Source organism: Flavobacterium sp. GW823-FHT04A11, assembly GCF_058796535.1.
Window position 1 is genome coordinate 564,503 of the sequence record NZ_CM179503.1, and the last position, 20,544, is coordinate 585,046.

A 20,544-nucleotide genomic window follows, 5' to 3' on the forward strand; every position below is an offset into this window, starting at 1 on the left:
ATATATTTATTCTATAGAAATTCTAAAAAATTAATGATAACAGCCTTACAATTTTTCTTTTTTGCTTGAAAAATCATTTGTAATAATGCTGTATTTATTTTTAAAATATAGATTATTAAAACAAAAAAAGGCTTTCAAACTCATCATTTGAAAGCCTTTTTTCTTAAATATTTTTGGCTTATTCTAAAGTTTATAAAATGAAATGGCGTTTTCAAACCAAATTTTATTCTGATTTTCAACAGACAATTGAGCGATGTAATCTTCTAAAGTTTTTACAACTTCTGCATAATCTGAAGCCACATTAAGAACCGGCCAATCTGATCCGAACATTAGTTTATCGGCAGAAAAATTTTCGAAAATAACATCTAAATATGGTTTCAAATCATCGGTTTTCCAGTTTTTCCAATCGGCTTCTGTTACCATTCCTGAAATTTTGCAGGAGACATTTTCAGCTTTTGCAATTTCCTGAATTCCTTTTTTCCAGGATGAAATTTCACCAGATTTTATATCGGGTTTTGCAATATGATCGATTACAAAAGGCTGATCATGAAATTGATTTACCAATTGTATTGCTGCCGGCAATTGACGATGAAAAATAAGAATATCGTAGGTGTAATTGAATTGTTTTAAAGCTGAAATTCCGTTTTGGAAATCTTCTCTCAACATAAAATCATCAGCTTCGCCCTGAACGACATGTCGAAAACCTTTTATTATTTTATTCGAAGAAAAATGTTTTAATCGTTCTTCAATATTTTCATTTCGAAGATCAACCCAGCCTACAACTCCTTTTATGAATTGATTTTTTGCCGCTAAATCGACTAAAAAATTAGTTTCTTCTTCTGACTGACTCGCCTGAACGGCCACACATCCTGAAAATTGATTTTCCTGAAGTAATGGCAAAAGATCATCGGGCAAAAAATCCCTTTGAATATTCTGCATCGTTTCATCAATCCAACTGTCTCTTACGGGATCGAATTTCCAAAAATGCTGATGGGCATCAATTCGGTTATTCATGTTGAATTAATTTACATCATTAATTAAAGCACGATCTAAGTGTACGTAACCGCCATCAACAAAAACAAATTGTCCGGTGGTGTGCGACGAACGATCTGAAATAATGAAAAGTGCGGTATCTGCAATTTCTTCAGTTTTGGTCATTCTGCCTTCAAACGGAATACTTTTATTGATCTTTTTCAAAACCGTTTCTCCATCTGCCAATGTTTTGATCCAGTCTTCGTAGGCCGGCGTATAGCTTTCTGCAATAATAATAGCGTTTGAACGAATTCCGAATTGAATTAAATCAACCGCCCATTCTCTGGTCAAGCCTAAAACGCCGCCTTTCGCAGCAGCGTAACCAGAAGTTCCGCCCTGACCTGTTAAAGCTACTTTTGAACCAATATTCAAAATATTCCCTTTTGATTCTTTTAAGTATGGAAGTGCATATTTCACCAATAGAAAATAGCTTACTACATTCAGCTTCAAAGAATTCATGAACTCTTCGTAAGTCGAATCTAAACCTGCACCGTCATTTACACCAACGTTATTGATTACAGCATCGATTCTTCCATATTTTTCAACGATTTTTTTTACTGCGTTTTCAATTTCTGTTGGATCAGTTACATCCGTTTCAACAAATAAAGAATCGATTCCTCTTTTTTGAAACGCTGCGGCATAATCTGCTCCTCTGCTGTTTCTGTCAACCAAAACCGGAATTGCGCCTTCATCTGCAATTCGATTAATAATGGTTTCTCCAATACTTCCCTGCTTTCCGGCAGAACCAGAAACAACGATTATTTTATTTCTTAAATTTAAATCCATTTTTGTGGTTATTTAAAGGTTTTCAATAGCTGTAAATATTTTAAACACATAGAAACATAGGTTCAAAAACGCACAAAAAGGCGTTTCACTTGCATTAATAAACATAGCTATGTGTGAAAAACGAGTTTCTTTTGATTTACTTTTCTTAAAAAAAATCTATGTTTCTATGTGTTTAAAATTTAATTGAAGTGTTATTCAATTTCAATCAATGCTTTGATTACATTATTTTTAGGATCAATCAATTGTCCAAAATCATTGATCATTTCTGAAAAACTGGTTTTGTGCGTGATATATTTTTTTGGATCGATTTTACCTTCTTTTAAACATTTCATTACATATTCAAAATCTTCAATAGTGGCATTTCTGCTGCTCATTAAAGTAGATTCTCTTTTATGAAAATCAGGATGACTAAAACTCAATTCTCCTTTTTGAAGTCCAACCAATACAAATCTTCCGCCATGCGAAATATAATTGAAAGCGCTGTTCATCACATTTCTGTTTCCCGTTGCATCGATTACAACATTGGCCATATCGCCGTTTGTAATTTCTGCCAATTTTTGAGCAACATCATCATGCAGAGGATTTATAGTTTCATCGGCATGAAGTTCTTCTTTACAAAAATTTAATCTGTATTCGTTGATATCCATTACGATAACTTTGGCTCCGGCAATTTTAGCAAACTGAATCAAGCCGATTCCGATTGGTCCGGCTCCCATTACTAAAACGGTATCTGTTGCTTTTACAGCAGCTCTTCGAACTCCGTGTGCTGCAATTGCTAATGGTTCAACCAACGCTAACTGATCATAATCCAGACCTTGACCGTGAAGCAAATATTGCGCTGGAATTGTTACATATTCGGCCATTCCGCCATCAATGTGAACTCCAAAAACTTTAATATTTACACAACAATTCGTCAATCCGTTTCTGCAGGCAACACATGTTCCGCAATTGAAATACGGAATAAAAGTTACTTTATCGCCGGGTTCAAAACCTTTGGCACTTCCTTTTACATATTCTGCTGCAAGTTCATGACCTAAAATTCTTGGGTATTCAAAATAAGGCTGTGTTCCGCCAAAAGCATGAATATCGGTACCACAAATTCCTATTCTTTTTATTTTCAGTAAAACTTCTCCTTCTTTTGGTTCCGGAATTGGTTTTTCTTTCAGAATAAATTCCTGTGGTTTTTCACATACTATAAATTTCATCTTAGCTTTTTTTTTAATAACCCATTGGAGGCGATTATTAACACATAGAAACATAGATTTTCCTTTTTAAAGAAGAGAAAAATAAATGATACCTCATTTTACACATAGCTATGTGCATTTAAATAAGTGAAACGCCTTTTTTGAAGAGACAAAATCTATGTTACTATGTGTTAAAAATAATTACGCTCAACGAGTTAATATTACTTTTTGTATGCTACTGCGGTTTGTTTACTTGTACCCAAACCTTCAATTCCCAATTCTACAACATCTCCGGGTTTTAGGTAAATTGGTTCCGGCTTAATTCCCAAACCAACTCCCGGAGGCGTTCCTGTACTGATAATATCGCCAGGAAGTAATGTCATAAACTGACTTAAATAGTGCAGCAAAAACGGAATTTTGAAAACTAAATTTAAGGTGTTGCTATCCTGATATTTTTTACCGTTTACAGTAAGCCACATCGATAAATTATCAACATCTTTTACTTCATCTTTCGTAGCCAAAAATGGTCCAAGAGGCGCAAATGTATCACTGCCTTTTCCTTTTGCCCATTGTCCGCCTCGCTCGATTTGAAATTCTCTTTCGCTATAATCATTTAATAAAGCATAACCAGCAACATAATCCAAAGCCTCTGCTTCTTCCACATAACTTGCTTTTTTACCTACAACAAATGCAAGCTCCACTTCCCAATCTGTTTTTACACTGTTTTTAGGAATAATCAAATTATCATCAGGTCCACATAATGAAGTGGTTGATTTAAAAAAGATAATTGGTTCTGTCGGAATTGGTGCTCCGGTTTCTTTGCAATGGTCTACATAATTTAAACCAATACATATTATTTTTGAAGGTCTCGCAACCGGAGATCCTAAACGTACACTTGAATCAACTTCAGGTAAAGTCGGATTGCTTGCTAATGCTTTTTCTAATTTTTCTAAACCATTTTCTTCAAAAAAACTTTCGTTAAAGTCTGAAACAATTGACGAAACATCATATCTTTTTTCACCAATTAAAACTCCTGGTTTTTCTTTTCCGATTTCTCCAAAACGTATTAATTTCATTTTTTTCTTTTTTAAGGTTCTGAGTTGCTAAGGTTCTGAGGTTCTAAGTTTTCTTTTTAATCTTAGATACTTAGAACCTTAGTAACGTTCTAATTATTTATTTTTAGCCACTAAGGCACTAAGTCGCTAAGGTTCTAAGTTTTTGGCTTAGTAACTTAGCATCTCAGAACCTGAGCAACTTTTCTCAGTTATTTAATTTGATAAATCCTCCGTCGATTGGGTAATCGCAGCCTGTTATAAATCCGGCTTCGTCGCTGCATAAGTATAATGCGAGAGCTGCAATTTCATCCGGTTTTCCCATTCTTCCTATTGGTTGTGATTGTGATAATTTTTCGAACATTTCTGCTTCTTTTCCTGCATAATTTTTCGAAATAAAACCATCAACAAAAGGAGTATGAACTCTCGCCGGAGAAATAGAATTACAACGAATATTTTCTCCTATATAATCTTTTGCAACAGATAATGTCATGGCCATAACCGCTCCTTTTGCTGTAGAATAAGCAAATCGGTCCGGTATTCCAACCCACGCCGCAATGGATGCCATATTGATAATTACACCACCGTTCGAAAGTCGGAATTGTGGAATCGCAGCAAACAAACAATTGTAAACTCCTTTTACATTCACATCCATAACACGATCAAAATCAGTTGCTGGGGTAGTATCTACTTTTCCAACATGGGCAATTCCTGCATTGTTTATTAAAATATTGATGTTGCCTATTTTTTCAAATGTTGCGATTACTTCTTCCTGATTCGCCACATTACAAGCATGAGAAAAAACTGTCCCTCCAGATTTTACAATTTCATCCAATGCTTCTTTTGCACTTTCGATTGTTAAATCTATAATATGAACTTCTGCTCCTTGTTTTGCGAATAACGTTGCAATTGCTTTTCCAATTCCGCTGCCTCCACCGGTTATTACTGCTTTTTTATTTTTTAATGAAAACATGTTATAATTATTAAGTCATTTATGTATCTGATGTCGCTTTAGCATTCAAAATTCTTTTAAAAAATTAATAAATGTAGAATCAACAATTACAAAAGTATATTTTAATATTAATATTTGAGATATATTTTCAGATGAATGTCCTAAAATGATTAAACTTTAATAAATTATAACATTTTTTACACCGTTTGTAAAAAAAATACCCATAAGATTAACATACTTCAAAAAATGAGTGTTAATAAACCCAACAACTGTTGTTCAATTCAATCTTATTTCTATTTTTGTAATTGTATATTTTACATTTATTAATTTTCGAATAAAATCATCAATATAAATTTTACTTAAAATGACGATATTAAAAGGGATAACCTGGAATCATACAAGAGGTTTATTACCAATGGTTGCTACAGCTCAGCGATTTACAGAATTAAATCCCGGAGTTGAAATTACGTGGGAGAAAAGAAGCCTTCAGGAATTTGCAGATGCTTCTATCGAAGATTTAGCAAAAAGATTTGATCTGCTTGTAATTGATCACCCGTGGACAGGCTTTGGTGCGCACTCAAAAACCATCTTACCATTATCAGATTATTTATCATCAGAATATATAAAAGATCAGGAATTAAATACTGTTGGTCGCTCTTACGGAAGTTACGTTTTTAACGATAAATTATGGGCATTACCTATCGATGCGGCGACTCCGGTTGCAGCAGCGCGTTTGGATATTTTAGAAAAAGAAGGATTAAAAGTTCCGCAGACTTATGATGATTTATTGGCTCTGGCCAAAAAAGGATTGGTTGCGTTTGCAGGAATTCCGGTTGATGTTTTAATGAGTTTTTATATGTTTTGCTGTAGTTTGGGTGAAGCTCCTTTTCAATCGACAGAAAAAGTGATTTCTCCGGAAACAGGAAAAAAAGCGTTGCAAATGTTTAGAGAACTGGCACAATTAATTGATCCGAAAAACTTTAACAGAAATCCGATTCAGGTTTATGAAGCCATGGTAAATTCAGATGAAATTGCCTATTGCCCATTTGCTTACGGATATTCTAATTATTCAAGAAGTGGATATGGTAGAAAGTTGCTTCATTTTTACGACTTGGTTCGTTTGAATGATCAGCCTATGATTAGCTCTTTGGGCGGAACGGGATTGGCAGTTTCTTCGTTTAGTAAAAATATTCCGGAAGCCATTAAATATGCTGAGTTTACAGGTTCTTCTCATACACAGCAGAATATTTTTGCTGATAATGGCGGACAACCCGGACATCTTCAGGCATGGAAAAGTGACCGAATCAATTCGTTAACACATGATTATTTCAAAAATACTTTACCGGCTTTAGAAAGAGCTTTTCTGCGCCCAAGATATTCCGGACATATGTATTTTCAGGATCATGCCGGCGATGTGGTTCGCGATTATTTGATGAATGACGGAGATGAAGAATTGGTTTTGGAAGTAATGAATTCGCTTTATGCGAAATCTTTAAATTTAGTAAAGGCATGAAACCACTTGAAGGATTAGTTGTTTTAGAATTTTGCCAGTTTTTGGCTGGGCCTTCTGCTGGCTTAAAACTAGCCGATTTAGGAGCCAGGGTTATAAAAATTGAGCGCCCTATAAAAGGTGAAGCGTGCAGACAATTAAGTATTAAAGATCTTTTTGTTGACGACAGCAGTTTGTTATTTCACACGATTAACAGAAATAAGGAATCTTTTGCAGCAGATCTTAAAAATCCGGAAGATTTAATACTGATCAAAAAATTAATTGCCAAAGCTGATATTATGACACATAATTTCAGGCCTGGCGTGATGGAAAAAATAGGATTGGATTTTAATGAAACGCTGACTATTAATCCTAAAATAATTTACGGAACAATTACCGGTTACGGAAATATTGGACCGTGGGCTAAAAAACCCGGACAGGATTTATTATTACAATCGCTTTCCGGATTAAGCTGGTTGAGCGGCAGAAAAAGTCAGGGACCGGTTCCGTTTGGTTTAGCTGTAGCCGATTTAATGTGCGGGAATCATTTCGTTCAGGGAATTTTAGCGGCTTTATTGAAAAGAGCTAAAACCGGAAAAGGTGTTTTGGTAGAAGTGAGTTTATTAGAATCTGTTCTGGATGTACAATTTGAAGCCATTACTTCTTTTTTAAATGATGGCGGACAATTGCCGGAAAGAGGTGATGTAAAAGGAAGTGCGCATGCTTTTTTGAGTGCACCATATGGAGTTTACAAAACTCAGGATGGATATATTTCATTGGCAATGGGCGATTTAATTTTCATTGGAAATACTTTAGAAGTTGATTTAAATAAATATAATGATAAACAAGAATGGTTTACTTTCAGAGATGAAATCAGAGAATTATTAGCCGAAAAAATAATAACGCAAACTTCTGATTATTGGTTGAATTTGCTTCAAAAAGAAGGAATCTGGTGTGGAAAAGTTCTCAATTATGAAGAATTAGACAATCAGACTTTTGTGAATGAATTACAATTGAAACAAACCGTTCAAAATTCTGCCGGAGAAAAATTAGTGACTACAAGAAGTCCAATTCAGCTTGACGGAAAAATTTTAACCAGCTCAAAAGCAGCACCAAAAGTTGGAGAAAACAATTTAGCGATACAAGAAGAGTTTATTCGTTGAATTTTATTTAAAATAAACGATTAAACACATAACGATAAAACGGTTAAACAAAAAAATGAAACCTTTAGAAGATTATTTAATAGTAGATTTTAGCCAGTTTCTTTCTGGTCCGTCGGCAAGTTTACGCTTGGCTGATTTGGGCGCGCGCGTTATAAAAATTGAGAAACCGGGAACGGGAGATATTTGCAGAACTTTATATACTTCTGATTTGATTATGAACGGAGAATCTTCTGTTTTTCATACCATCAACAGAAATAAAGAATCTTTTGCAATTGACTTTAAACAACCGGAAGAACTTGAAAAATTAAAAAAATTATTGGCTAAAGCCGATGTTATCATGCATAATTTCAGACCGGGCGTGATGGAACGTGTGGGACTGAGTTATGAAGATGTTAAAGCTATAAATCCAAATGTAACTTATGGTTCCATTTCCGGTTTTGGCACTCATCCTGATTTAAAAGATTTGCCGGGACAGGATTTACTTTTACAATCGTTAACAGCATTAACATGGCTAAGCGGCAATCAGGAAGATGGTCCGGTTCCGATGGGATTGTCAATTGTAGATATGTTGGCCGGTGCACATTTGGCACAGGGAATTTTAGCGGCTTTATATAGAAAAGCAACGCAAAATATCGGAGCTTCTGTTCAGGTAAGCATGTTAGAATCCGCTTTTGATTTTCAGTTTGAAACGATTACCACTTTTTTTAATGATGGCGGTGAATTGCCTGTTCGAACTAAAACCAATAATGCACACGCTTATTTGGGCGCGCCTTACGGAATTTACAAAACCAACAACGGCTTTTTAGCTTTGGCAATGGGTTCGATTCCGGTTTTGGCTTCACTTTTAAAATGTGATGCATTATTACAATTTCCGGAAAATAAATTTCATTTAAGAGATGAAATCAAAAATATTTTAGCTGAGCATTTACAAACTCAGGATACGGATTTTTGGTTGAATATATTAGAACCAGCCGATATCTGGTGCGCAGGCGTATTAAATTATCAACAGCTTTTTGCCGAAGAAGGTTTTAAAGTTTTAGATTTTACGCAGAAAGTTGAAATGCTGGATGGCTATTCGTACCAGACAACAAGATGCCCAATTAAAATTGACGGTGAATATTTGACTTCTGGTAAAGGTTCTCCAAAATTGGGACAGGATAATGAGAAGATTATTAAAGAATTTATAGCTGTCTAAATGAAAAAAATAAGAATTGCAGTTAGAAAATTTGATCCTTTTGAAAGTACGCTTCAAAAGTTATGGGATTTGTTTTGCCTGAAATATAATATTGAAGCTGAAGCCGAAATGATTCCTCTCGAATTGCATGATCTTTATGATGAAACGATTACCAACAAAGGTTTAAAAAACGGCACCTGGGATATTGCCCATATTAATACCGATTGGATTTTTGATGCTGCAAATGCAAAAGCTGTTCTGGATTTAACCTCCTTCATCAATCAAAATCCTCCGAAAGATTATCCGCAAGGCTGGCATAAATCGTTGCTGAATTTACAGCAAATTAACAACGGAACTTATGGACTGCCTTTTCACGATGGACCGGAATGTTTGATTTTCAGAAAAGACTTATTTGACGATTTCAATGAAAAACAAAACTTCAGAAATCAATTTGGTTACGAATTAAATCCTCCAAAAACCTGGGAGCAATTTGTTCAAATAGCGGAGTTTTTTAATCGCCCAGAAGAAAACTTGTATGGTTGTGTATTTGCCAATTATCCGGATGGTCACAATATGGTTTTCGATTTCTGTCTGCAATTATGGACACGCGGCGGATCTTTATTAGACGATCAAAATAAAATTAATATTAATCATTCTCAAGCAGTTGAAGCACTTGATTTCTATAGAAAAATTGTAAATAATAAAAATGCCGTTCATCCTAAATCGAAAAGTTTTGGTTCTGTAGAAGCAGGTTTGGCTTTCGCCGAAGGACAAGCAGCAATGGCAATTAACTGGTTTGGATTTGCCTCGATGTGTGAAGTAATTCCGGAATCGAAAGTAAAAGGAAAAGTTGATATCGCAGAACTTCCCTCCGATCCAAATCACAAAACTGCTTCCCTGAATGTTTATTGGCTGTATACAATTGGTATTGGAAGCAAACACAAAGAACTTGCCTACGATTTTTTAAGATTTGCTACGTCTCCTAAAAGCGATAAATTATTGACAAATGAAGGAGGAATTGGCTGTAGAAAATCAACCTGGAATGATGAAGAAATCAATCATATTATTCCTTTTTATCATAAACTCGAAATGCTTCACGAAAATGCATTGACTTTACCGCAAACTCCAGTCTGGCCAAAAGTAGCAGAGTCAATAGATAAAATGGTTTTGAAAGCAATTGAAAGTGATATTCCTTCAAAAATATTATTAGAAGAAACTCAGATTACAATTGAAAAATTGACGCTTGAACATGTTTTTAAAAAAACTTAGCAACTCAGAAACTTAGTGACTTAGAAACTTTAAAAAAAAATTATGAATATTCCATATAAACCTAAATTACCGGAAACAAACCAACCTATCATCATCATCGGCGCAAGCGGTATTGTAAAAGATGCGCATTTACCCGCTTATGAAATGGCCGGTTTTACTGTTTTTGGTATTACAAACAGAACGATTTCAAAAGCGCATGATCTGGCAAAGCAATTTAAAATAGATTATGTTTTTGAAAGTGTTGCCGATGCTGTAAAAAATGCACCTTCGAATGCTGTTTATGATATTACGGTTCTTCCTGATCAGTATATCGAAATTTTAGAAGAGCTTCCTGATGGCGCAGCCGTACTTATTCAGAAACCGATGGGAAATGATTTGGCGCAAGCCAGAGAAATTGTCGCCGTTTGTGAAAGGAAAAAACTAGTTGCCGGAATCAATTTCCAGTTGCGCTTTGCCTCTTTTGTAAGTGCTGCAAGGTATTTAATCAATGAAGGAATTATTGGTGAGTTATATGATTTAGAATTTAAAGTTACCGTAAATACACCTTGGGAATTGTTTCCACTTATTAAGGAACATCCAAGATTGGAAATTCTTTTTCATAGTGTTCACTATATCGATTGCATTCGTTCATTTTTAGGAAATCCCAAAAGTGTGATGGCAAAAACCGCGAAACATCCCTTAAAAAAATTATCATCAAGCCGCTCGACTATTATTTTAGATTATGGAGAAGACAAACATGTGGTAATTAATACGAATCACGATCACCATTTTGGACCAAAACACGAAGAAAGTTATATAAAATGGGAAGGAACAAAAGGCGCCATTAAAGCAAAAATGGGTTTGTTGATGAATTATCCTGATGGTTTGCCTGACGAATTTGAATATTCTTTACAAAATGAAAATGGTGAATATGAATGGAAAAAAATTGAATTGGAAGGTTCGTGGTTCCCGGAAGCTTTCATTGGAACTATGTCAAATCTAATGCGTTTCAAAGAAGGTTCTGATGACAAATTATTAGCAAGTGTACAAGATGTTTTGGATACGATGAAAGTAGTTGAAGCCTGCTACATCAGTAATGAAAGCGGCGGAGTTTCATTAAACGAATTATATTTTACAATATAAGTTCATTAACTCAGTTGAGCAAATAAATTTCAAAAACATAAAAAATAAAATCAAAGAATTAATAAACCATCTAATCGATATAAGTTCCGTTAAGCTTCACGCAAAAATTAAATGAACTTATATCACTTATATGGTGAAAACAAAAAAATTATGTATTTCAAATCAACATTTTTTGAAGATTACCACATTGGCGACAAACGTGTCACTTTTGGGAGAACTATTACAGAGACCGATTTTGTGGTTCACGCTGGTCATACGGGAGATTTTTTTCCACATCATATGGATGAAGAATGGTGCAAAACACAACCTTTTGGCCAACGCATTGCGCACGGAACTATGGTTTTTAGTATTGGAATTGGACTGACAGCATCAGAAATAAATCCGGAAGCTTTTTCAAAAGGATACGATCGTATGCGTTTTGTAAAACCAGTACATATTGGCGACACCATCCATTCTGAAATTACAATTTCTGAAAAAGGAGAAGCCAAAAAACCAGATATGGGAACTGTTACTGAGCACGTAGAAATTATCAATCAACGTGGCGAAGTGGTTCTGGTGTGTGATCATTTATTATTAGTTAAAAAAAGTATCTAAGTTGCTGAGTCCCTAAGATTCTAAGTTCTAAACATTAAAACAATCCAGCAAAGACACAAAAACTCAAAGAAAATTGTAATAAAACTTTTTGACTATGTGCCTTCGTGGCAAAAAAAACTAACTATGCAAATAACCAACCAAATTGGCGACCAACACGAAGTCGCTACAGAAAAAGGAACAGGAAATAAATATCTTTTACCTTTTATTTTAATTACCAGCTTATTTTTCCTTTGGGGAATGGCTCATAATCTGGATTCTATTTTAATTCCGCACTTAAAAAAAGCGTGCGAATTAAACAATCGTCAATCAACCTTAATTGACACTTCTGTATTTTTCGCTTATTTTATAATGGCAATTCCTGCGGGAATGTTAATTAAAAGATTCGGTTATAAAAATAGTATCATCACCGGATTATTAGTTTTTGCCACCGGAGCATTTCTATTTGTTCCAGCTGCAAATACAAGAACTTACGAATTATTTTTATTTGCCTTATTTGTAATTGGATGCGGACTGACGATTTTAGAAACAAGTGCAAATCCATATGCTGCGATTTTAGGCCCTGCTGAATCATCCTCCAAGAGATTGAATTTAGCGGCGTCATTTAATGGTTTAGCCGCAATGGTTGCACCAATCGTTGGTTCACTATTTATCTTGTCCGGAAAAACGCATACGCCAGAGCAAATGGCGGCAATGCCAGAGGCTACAAAAGCAGTTTACTTATTAGAAGAAGCTTCTGCTGTAAAATTACCTTATATCATTTTGGGAAGTGTATTGGTTTTAGTAGCGATATTATTCTACTTCATGCATTTGCCTTCGATGAAACCACAACACACAGAAGTTGAAGTTAAACCAGGTTTTTTCTCTGTTTTAAAATTTTCTCATCTAAGTTGGGCGGTTGTTGCACAGTTTTTTTATGTTGGTGCACAGGTTTGTATTACCAGCTTTTTTATCAGAATTGCTCAACAAGGCGCTGGATTAGATGAAAAGACAGCAGGATATTATCTTGGTATTTATGGCTTTCTTTTTATGGCTGGCCGTTTTATTGGTACTTTCTTTTTGAAGTTTGTAAAAGATTATGTCTTGCTTTCAATCTATTGTGTAATTAGTATTTTGCTTTGTTTGGTGGCTATTTACGGAACCGGAGTTTATGTAATTTATGCATTAGGCGGAATTGGATTTTTCATGTCAATTATGTTTCCGACGATTTTTTCTTTAGGTCTGGTTGGATTAAAATCAAATACCGAAACAGGATCTTCTTGGCTGGTAATGTCAATTGTAGGCGGCGCAATTTTACCTTACGGAATGGGAACTTTAATAGATATGAATCACGATGATATTCAATCGGGATATATCATTCCCTTGTTGTGTTTTATTGTCATTCTTTATTTTGGTGTATTTGGACACAAAGTAAAAAACAGCATTTCTTAGTAAATTAATTTTTATTTTCTATAAATTCCCAAGTTGATTAACTTGGGAATTCTTTTTTATTTAAATAATACTACTCAAAATGAAAAAAGCCATTGAACTATTTTATTTAATTCTGTTTGTTTCCACCAATACATTATGGGCACAAAAACATAAAGATTCTTATGATATTGTTGTGGCGAAAGACGGAAGTGGAAACTTCACTAAAGTACAAGATGCATTTGATGCCGTTCCCGATAATAGTTTAAAACACACAGTAATTTTTGTAAAAGCCGGTGTATATAAAGAAAAATTAAAATTGATATCGACCAAACCAAATGTCACCTTAATAGGGGAATCCTATAAAAATACGATCCTGACGTATGACGATTACGCTGAAATTGCAGGTGGTACAAGCAAATCGTTTAGTACTCTTATTGAAGCCAATGACTTTTTTGCAGAAAATATCACTTTTGAAAACACAATTGACAGCAATTTACCTCAATATAAAAAAGGCGGTCAGGCAGTAGCATTAATGGTAAATGGTGACAAAGCAATATTTCATAATTGCAAAATAAGCGGTTTTCAAGACACTTTTTATCTAAAGGCGAACAAAAGAACCTATATTAAAGATTGTATCATTGACGGAACTACAGACTTTATTTTTGGATCTGGTATTGCTTTATTTGAAAATTGCTTTATTCAAAGTAAAAGAGACTCTTATATTACTGCCAGCAATCAGGATGTTGGTAAAAACAAATTTGGCTTTGTATTCAAAGATTGTGTTATAATGGCTTATCCGAAAAATTCTGCTACAAAAGTTTCTTTGGGGAGACCATGGGGTGCCGGTGCCAATGTAGTTTTTATTCATTGTTTTGAAGAATCACATATTATCCCTGAAGGCTGGTCTGTATGGTCAACAGATCCGGCGCACAAAGCTTATGACAATTGGAAAACTACCTTCTATGCTGAATACGATTGTTATGGTCCGGGATACCAACCAAATAATCGCATATCATGGTCACATCAGCTAAACAAAACAGAAGTATCAGCATACACCAAAGAAAAAATATTTGCTGTAAATAGTACAACCGCAAATAATCTTGAAGAAGATTGGAATCCAATAATAGAAAATGAAAATTGTCGTTCTATATTGCCTTCAAAGAAAGCTACAAATGCAGGTTCAGTTTTTGACAAAGGATTTAATTAATCGCTAAAAACTTAGAACTCACTATTAAAGCTTTGACAAATCAATAATCTAATCATAAATTCACTAAATAAACTACGTTTTACATCTGTTTAAGATCTAATTCAATATTATCTGTGACAAAACTCTATGATTTCATTAAACAATAAATATGTAGTTCCCTATTTTTGGCGTTTCCCTACGGGCCGGGCTGTCCACTATATCTTTTGCGCTAGCGGTTTAAAGTTTTAAGAAAAGTTAGACAGCGCAAAAGGATGCCATTTCCATCCCTAATGCAATCTGTGTAATACAGGTAGCAGCTTAAAAATTCTTAATCTCAAATAGTATTTAAAAAAAATTCATAAAGCTACTCAACAGTTTGCGAACTTTATTTTAAAATAACACAAGCTTTATTGGCATGCTTTGCGTAAAAAAAGTGTTATAAAACGAAAAATCCCCATCAAATACATGATGAGGATTTTCAAAAGAAAGGCGACGACATACTCTCCCACATAACTGCAGTACCATCTGCGCAGGCGGGCTTAACTACTCTGTTCGGGATGGGAAGAGGTGAGCCCCGCCGCAATAACCACCTTAAGGCTGTTAGTTTTCAGTTCACAGTTTATAGTCTGCAGTTTTTCAACTCATAACTTATAACTCAAAACTCATAACTGCTCTGCGTCGAGCAAATATCTTAACATACTGAGATAAAGAAACATAAAAGTATTAGAAAGTTTCTCCCCCCGACTTGCATCGGGGGAAAAGGGTGTACATAAGCTTACGGATTATTAGTACTACTCGACTATGACATTACTGCCTTTACATCTATAGCCTATCAACGTGGTCATCTTCCACGATCCTTAAAAGAAATCTCATCTTGTGGTGGGTTTCGCGCTTATATGCTTTCAGCGCTTATCCCTTCCAAACGTAGCTACTCTGCGGTGCCCCTGGCGGGACAACAGATACACTAGAGGTTTGTCCAATTCGGTCCTCTCGTACTAGAATCAGATCCACTCAAATTTCTAACGCCCACAGTAGATAGAGACCGAACTGTCTCACGACGTTCTGAACCCAGCTCGCGTGCCACTTTAATGGGCGAACAGCCCAACCCTTGGGACCTTCTCCAGCCCCAGGATGTGACGAGCCGACATCGAGGTGCCAAACCCCCCCGTCGATATGAGCTCTTGGGGGAGATCAGCCTGTTATCCCCGGCGTACCTTTTATCCTTTGAGCGATGGCCCTTCCATGCGGAACCACCGGATCACTATGCTCTACTTTCGTACCTGATCGACCTGTATGTCTCTCAGTCAAGCTCCCTTATGCCATTGCACTCTACGCACGGTTACCAAGCGTACTGAGGGAACCTTTAGAAGCCTCCGTTACTCTTTTGGAGGCGACCACCCCAGTCAAACTACCCACCAAGCAATGTCCCCCACAATATGGGGTTAGGCCTCAGATAAACAAAGGGTTGTATTTCAACAATGACTCCACAACGCCTGGCGACGCCGCTTCATAGTCTCCAACCTATCCTACACATCATTTATCCAAGGTCAATACTAAGCTATAGTAAAGGTGCACAGGGTCTTTTCGTCCCACTGCGGGTAAACGGCATCTTCACCGTTACTACAATTTCACCGAGCTCATGGCTGAGACAGTGTCCAGATCGTTACACCATTCGTGCAGGTCGGAACTTACCCGACAAGGAATTTCGCTACCTTAGGACCGTTATAGTTACGGCCGCCGTTTACTGGGGCTTCAATTCAATGCTTCTCCGAAGATAACATCTCCTCTTAACCTTCCAGCACCGGGCAGGTGTCAGGCCCTATACTTCATCTTACGATTTTGCAGAGCCCTGTGTTTTTGATAAACAGTCGCCTGGACCTCTTCACTGCGGCCCTGATTGCTCAGGGCGACCTTTCTCCCGAAGTTACAGGTCTATTTTGCCTAATTCCTTAGCCATGAATCTCTCGAGCACCTTAGGATTCTCTCCTCAACTACCTGTGTCGGTTTACGGTACTGGTACTAATTACCTGAAGTTTAGAGGTTTTTCTTGGAAGCCCTTAGGCGCACTATCTCTTTGTCCGAAGACTCCGAGTACTATCGTATTTCCCCAAGACGCGTGGATTTGCCTGCGCATCTTATAGGTAGGTACTTCAACGAACTATTCCGTCAGTTCGCGGCGCTTTCATCACTCCGTCACCCCATCACAGTAATTAGTAGTACGGGAATATTAACCCGTTGGCCATCGACTGTCCCTTTCGGGTTCGCCTTAGGACCAGACTAACCCACAGCTGATTAGCATAGCTGTGGAAACCTTAGTTTTTCGGTGTGCGGGTTTCTCGCCCGCATTATCGTTACTTATGCCTACATTTTCTTTTCTAACCAGTCCAGCATACCTGACGATACACCTTCAACCCTGTTAGAATGCTCCCCTACCACTTAGAGTAAACTCTAAATCCATAGCTTCGGTAATACGCTTATGCCCGATTATTATCCATGCTCGTCCGCTCGACTAGTGAGCTGTTACGCACTCTTTAAATGAATGGCTGCTTCCAAGCCAACATCCTAGCTGTCTGGGCAGACAAACCTCGTTCTTTCAACTTAGCGTATATTTGGGGACCTTAGCTGATGGTCTGGGTTCTTTCCCTCTCGGACTTGGACCTTAGCACCCAAGCCCTCACTGCTGTGAAACATTATATAGCATTCGGAGTTTGTCAGGAATTGGTAGGCGGTGAAGCCCCCGCATCCAATCAGTAGCTCTACCTCTATATAACTTTATGCACAGCGCTGCACCTAAATGCATTTCGGGGAGTACGAGCTATTTCCGAGTTTGATTGGCCTTTCACCCCTACCCACAGGTCATCCGAAGACTTTTCAACGTCAACCGGTTCGGTCCTCCACTGTGTGTTACCACAGCTTCAACCTGCCCATGGGTAGATCACACGGTTTCGCGTCTAACACTACTGACTAAAGCGCCCTATTCAGACTCGCTTTCGCTACGGATCCGTGGCTTAACCACTTAACCTTGCCAGCAACGTTAACTCGTAGGCTCATTATGCAAAAGGCACGCCGTCACCCCACGAAAGGGCTCCGACCGCTTGTAAGCGTATGGTTTCAGGATCTATTTCACTCCGTTATTCACGGTTCTTTTCACCTTTCCCTCACGGTACTGGTTCACTATCGGTCTCTCAGGAGTATTTAGCCTTAGCGGATGGTCCCGCCAAATTCAGACAGGGTTTCACGTGCCCCGCCCTACTCAGGATACCACTATCTATTACACTTGTTACCCATACGGGGCTATCACCCTCTGTGGCGTCACTTTCCAGCAACTTCCGGTTCCTTGTGCATAAAATGTCGTGGTCCTACAACCCCAGCATTGCCGTAACAGCACTGGTTTGGGCTAATCCGCGTTCGCTCGCCACTACTTACGGAATCACTTTTGTTTTCTTCTCCTCCGCCTACTTAGATGTTTCAGTTCAGCGGGTTTGCCCACCTATCGGTGTACTATGTCTTCAACATAGTGGGTTGCCCCATTCAGGTATCTGCGGATCAATCGGTGTGTGCCCGTCCCCGCAGCTTTTCGCAGCTTATCACGCCTTTCATCGCCTCTGAGAGCCTAGGCATCCCCCATACGCCCTTATTTTGCTTATTGTACCAATCATAATTTAATATGACCGTTTTTTTTGTTTTTGTTAGTTATAACAAAAACGCTTTCTACTTTTTATTATTTTCTTATCTCAATATGTCAATGAACTTTTATTTACTATCTTTATAGTAAACCAGTGGAGAATAACGGAGTCGAACCGTTGACCTCCTGCGTGCAAGGCAGGCGCTCTAGCCAGCTGAGCTAATCCCCCATTTTTCAATCTTAGATTGTAGAATTCAGATTTTAGATTTCTTAATTCTTCTCTAATTTCTTTTGGTGAATTCCAACTTCCAGAATTTCCTTTTTCCAAGCTAACAGTCTTTTTAATTTTTAATTCTCAATTTTGAATTGAAAACTTTAAAAAAGTAGTCCCGGGCAGACTCGAACTGCCGACCCCTACATTATCAGTGTAGTACTCTAACCAGCTGAGCTACGAGACTCTGTTTTACTTAAAATTTATTATTTGAACTAACAGCAAGAGTAATTGAACCTGAAATCCAGATCCTTTAGATAGACATCTTTTTTCCCCAGCGTGCATTGCTGCTAACACATGGGGCTCTAGAAAGGAGGTGTTCCAGCCGCACCTTCCGGTACGGCTACCTTGTTACGACTTAGCCCTAGTTACCAGTTTTACCCTAGGCAGCTCCTTGCGGTCACCGACTTCAGGCACCCCCAGCTTCCATGGCTTGACGGGCGGTGTGTACAAGGCCCGGGAACGTATTCACCGGATCATGGCTGATATCCGATTACTAGCGATTCCAGCTTCACGGAGTCGAGTTGCAGACTCCGATCCGAACTGTGACCGGTTTTATAGATTCGCTCCTGGTCGCCCAGTGGCTGCTCTCTGTACCGGCCATTGTAGCACGTGTGTAGCCCAAGGCGTAAGGGCCGTGATGATTTGACGTCATCCCCACCTTCCTCACAGTTTGCACTGGCAGTCTTGTTAGAGTTCCCGACATGACTCGCTGGCAACTAACAACAGGGGTTGCGCTCGTTATAGGACTTAACCTGACACCTCACGGCACGAGCTGACGACAACCATGCAGCACCTTGTAAATTGTCTTGCGAAAGTTCTGTTTCCAAAACGGTCAATCTACATTTAAGCCTTGGTAAGGTTCCTCGCGTATCATCGAATTAAACCACATGCTCCACCGCTTGTGCGGGCCCCCGTCAATTCCTTTGAGTTTCATTCTTGCGAACGTACTCCCCAGGTGGGATACTTATCACTTTCGCTTAGCCACTGAAATTGCTTCCAACAGCTAGTATCCATCGTTTACGGCGTGGACTACCAGGGTATCTAATCCTGTTCGCTACCCACGCTTTCGTCCATCAGCGTCAATCCATTAGTAGTAACCTGCCTTCGCAATTGGTATTCCATGTAATCTCTAAGCATTTCACCGCTACACTACATATTCTAGTTACTTCCTAATAATTCAAGTTCAGCAGTATCAATGGCCGTTCCACCGTTGAGCGATGGGCTTTCACCACTGACTTACTAAACCGCCTACGGACCCTTTAAACCCAATGATTCCGGATAACGCTTGGATCCTCCGTATTACCGCGGCTGCTGGCACGGAGTTAGCCGATCCTTATTCTTACGATACCGTCAAGCTCCTACACGTAGGAGTGTTTCTTCTCGTACAAAAGCAGTTTACAATCCATAGGACCGTCATCCTGCACGCGGCATGGCTGGATCAGGCTTGCGCCCATTGTCCAATATTCCTCACTGCTGCCTCCCGTAGGAGTCTGGTCCGTGTCTCAGTACCAGTGTGGGGGATCTCCCTCTCAGGACCCCTACCCATCGTAGCCTTGGTAAGCCGTTACCTTACCAACTAGCTAATGGGACGCATGCTCATCTTTTACCGTTGTGACTTTAATAGTTCAACCATGCGGTTGTACTATACTATGAGGTATTAATCCAAATTTCTCTGGGCTATCCCTCTGTAAAAGGTAGATTGCATACGCGTTACGCACCCGTGCGCCGGTCTCTTAGTCCGAAAACTAATACCCCTCGACTTGCATGTGTTAAGCCTGCCGCTAGCGTTCATCCTGAGCCAGGATCAAACTCTTCATCGTATATTTTAATATTATATTGCGATGTCGTCTCTATCGGTTCTCTTCGAATCTCCCGATTCCATTACTCTTATTCTTTTGTTCTAACATCTCTGTTAAAACGGCTGTCAATTCAATATGTCTACGAACGTGTTTCAATTTTGTTTCGCTTGTTTCTCAAAGCGGGTGCAAAAGTAGAAAACTTATTTTTAACCGGCAAATGTTTTTTGAAGTTTTTTTTTAGAAAATTTCTTTTCCTTTTTTCCTTCCAACCTTGCCAATCTCTCAATGAACTTTCCGTGTTTTGCGGGGTGCAAATGTAACAGCTGTTTTCAAATCTCACAAGCTTTTTTTAAACTTTTTTTGAAAATATTTTTTCAGTTTTGATTCCTTGCCTGTCAGTATTTCAGTGAACGCCTGTCGTTGTTGCGGGTGCAAA

The 20,544-nt window shown here is 37.9% G+C and carries 13 protein-coding genes, 2 tRNA genes and 3 rRNA genes; 8 read left to right on the forward strand and 10 right to left on the reverse strand.

The window, feature by feature from the left end:
• Nucleotides 1–183: 183 nt before the first annotated feature.
• The 5 genes from AC3QL1_RS02585 to AC3QL1_RS02605 form a co-directional block, all read right to left on the reverse strand.
• Nucleotides 184–1,014: an amidohydrolase family protein gene (locus tag AC3QL1_RS02585; protein WP_492494841.1), complete on the reverse strand. Its 831-nt coding sequence runs from the start codon at nt 1,012–1,014 to the stop codon at nt 184–186.
• A gap of 6 nt (nt 1,015–1,020) precedes the next feature.
• On the reverse strand, nt 1,021–1,818 hold the full coding sequence (locus tag AC3QL1_RS02590; protein ID WP_492494843.1) for an SDR family oxidoreductase: 798 nt from the start codon (nt 1,816–1,818) through the stop codon (nt 1,021–1,023).
• A gap of 191 nt (nt 1,819–2,009) precedes the next feature.
• Complete coding sequence (locus tag AC3QL1_RS02595; protein WP_492494845.1) at nt 2,010–3,023, reverse strand: zinc-binding alcohol dehydrogenase family protein; 1,014 nt, start codon at nt 3,021–3,023, stop codon at nt 2,010–2,012.
• Between the two features lie 200 nt (nt 3,024–3,223).
• Nucleotides 3,224–4,078: a fumarylacetoacetate hydrolase family protein gene (locus AC3QL1_RS02600; RefSeq protein ID WP_492494847.1), complete on the reverse strand. Its 855-nt coding sequence runs from the start codon at nt 4,076–4,078 to the stop codon at nt 3,224–3,226.
• A 184-nt stretch (nt 4,079–4,262) separates the two neighbouring features.
• Nucleotides 4,263–5,027: an SDR family NAD(P)-dependent oxidoreductase gene (locus AC3QL1_RS02605; RefSeq protein WP_492494849.1), complete on the reverse strand. Its 765-nt coding sequence runs from the start codon at nt 5,025–5,027 to the stop codon at nt 4,263–4,265.
• Nucleotides 5,028–5,370: 343 nt separating this feature from the next.
• Here AC3QL1_RS02605 and AC3QL1_RS02610 point away from each other — a divergent pair, with 343 nt between their 5' ends.
• The 8 genes from AC3QL1_RS02610 (at nt 5,371) to AC3QL1_RS02645 (ending at nt 14,431) form a co-directional block, all read left to right on the forward strand.
• Nucleotides 5,371–6,519: an ABC transporter substrate-binding protein gene (locus AC3QL1_RS02610; RefSeq protein WP_492494851.1), complete on the forward strand. Its 1,149-nt coding sequence runs from the start codon at nt 5,371–5,373 to the stop codon at nt 6,517–6,519.
• Nucleotides 6,516–7,658, forward strand: a complete 1,143-nt coding sequence (locus AC3QL1_RS02615; RefSeq protein ID WP_492494853.1) for a CaiB/BaiF CoA transferase family protein — start codon at nt 6,516–6,518, stop codon at nt 7,656–7,658. Before AC3QL1_RS02610 ends, AC3QL1_RS02615 begins: the two co-directional genes overlap by 4 nt.
• 55 nt (nt 7,659–7,713) lie before the next feature.
• Nucleotides 7,714–8,853 (forward strand): CaiB/BaiF CoA transferase family protein, encoded by a 1,140-nt coding sequence (locus tag AC3QL1_RS02620; protein WP_492494854.1) that lies wholly within the window; start codon nt 7,714–7,716, stop codon nt 8,851–8,853.
• The gene (locus tag AC3QL1_RS02625) at nt 8,854–10,101 is read left to right on the forward strand and encodes an ABC transporter substrate-binding protein (protein WP_492494856.1); all 1,248 of its coding nucleotides are present in this window, start codon (nt 8,854–8,856) and stop codon (nt 10,099–10,101) included.
• 42 nt (nt 10,102–10,143) lie between these two features.
• Nucleotides 10,144–11,223: a Gfo/Idh/MocA family protein gene (locus tag AC3QL1_RS02630; RefSeq protein WP_492494858.1), complete on the forward strand. Its 1,080-nt coding sequence runs from the start codon at nt 10,144–10,146 to the stop codon at nt 11,221–11,223.
• A gap of 111 nt (nt 11,224–11,334) precedes the next feature.
• The gene (locus AC3QL1_RS02635; RefSeq protein WP_492494860.1) at nt 11,335–11,817 is read left to right on the forward strand and encodes a MaoC/PaaZ C-terminal domain-containing protein; all 483 of its coding nucleotides are present in this window, start codon (nt 11,335–11,337) and stop codon (nt 11,815–11,817) included.
• A 123-nt stretch (nt 11,818–11,940) separates the two neighbouring features.
• Nucleotides 11,941–13,245, forward strand: coding sequence for an L-fucose:H+ symporter permease (gene fucP / locus AC3QL1_RS02640; RefSeq protein WP_492494862.1), 1,305 nt, complete (start codon nt 11,941–11,943; stop codon nt 13,243–13,245).
• 79 nt (nt 13,246–13,324) lie between these two features.
• Complete coding sequence (locus tag AC3QL1_RS02645) at nt 13,325–14,431, forward strand: pectinesterase family protein (protein ID WP_492494864.1); 1,107 nt, start codon at nt 13,325–13,327, stop codon at nt 14,429–14,431.
• A 463-nt stretch (nt 14,432–14,894) separates the two neighbouring features.
• Here the strand turns inward: AC3QL1_RS02645 and rrf are convergent.
• The 5 genes from rrf to AC3QL1_RS02670 all read right to left on the reverse strand — a co-directional run bounded on the left by rrf (nt 14,895) and on the right by AC3QL1_RS02670 (nt 20,129).
• A 5S ribosomal RNA gene (rrf, locus tag AC3QL1_RS02650) occupies nt 14,895–15,004 on the reverse strand.
• A 171-nt stretch (nt 15,005–15,175) separates the two neighbouring features.
• Nucleotides 15,176–18,059, reverse strand: a 23S ribosomal RNA gene (locus tag AC3QL1_RS02655).
• Nucleotides 18,060–18,190: 131 nt separating this feature from the next.
• Nucleotides 18,191–18,264 (reverse strand) — tRNA-Ala (locus AC3QL1_RS02660).
• 155 nt (nt 18,265–18,419) lie between these two features.
• A tRNA-Ile gene (locus tag AC3QL1_RS02665) sits at nt 18,420–18,493 on the reverse strand.
• A gap of 122 nt (nt 18,494–18,615) precedes the next feature.
• Nucleotides 18,616–20,129, reverse strand: a 16S ribosomal RNA gene (locus AC3QL1_RS02670).
• Together the 16S, 23S and 5S rRNA genes with 2 tRNA genes alongside form the textbook arrangement of a ribosomal RNA operon.
• Nucleotides 20,130–20,544 lie beyond the last annotated feature (415 nt).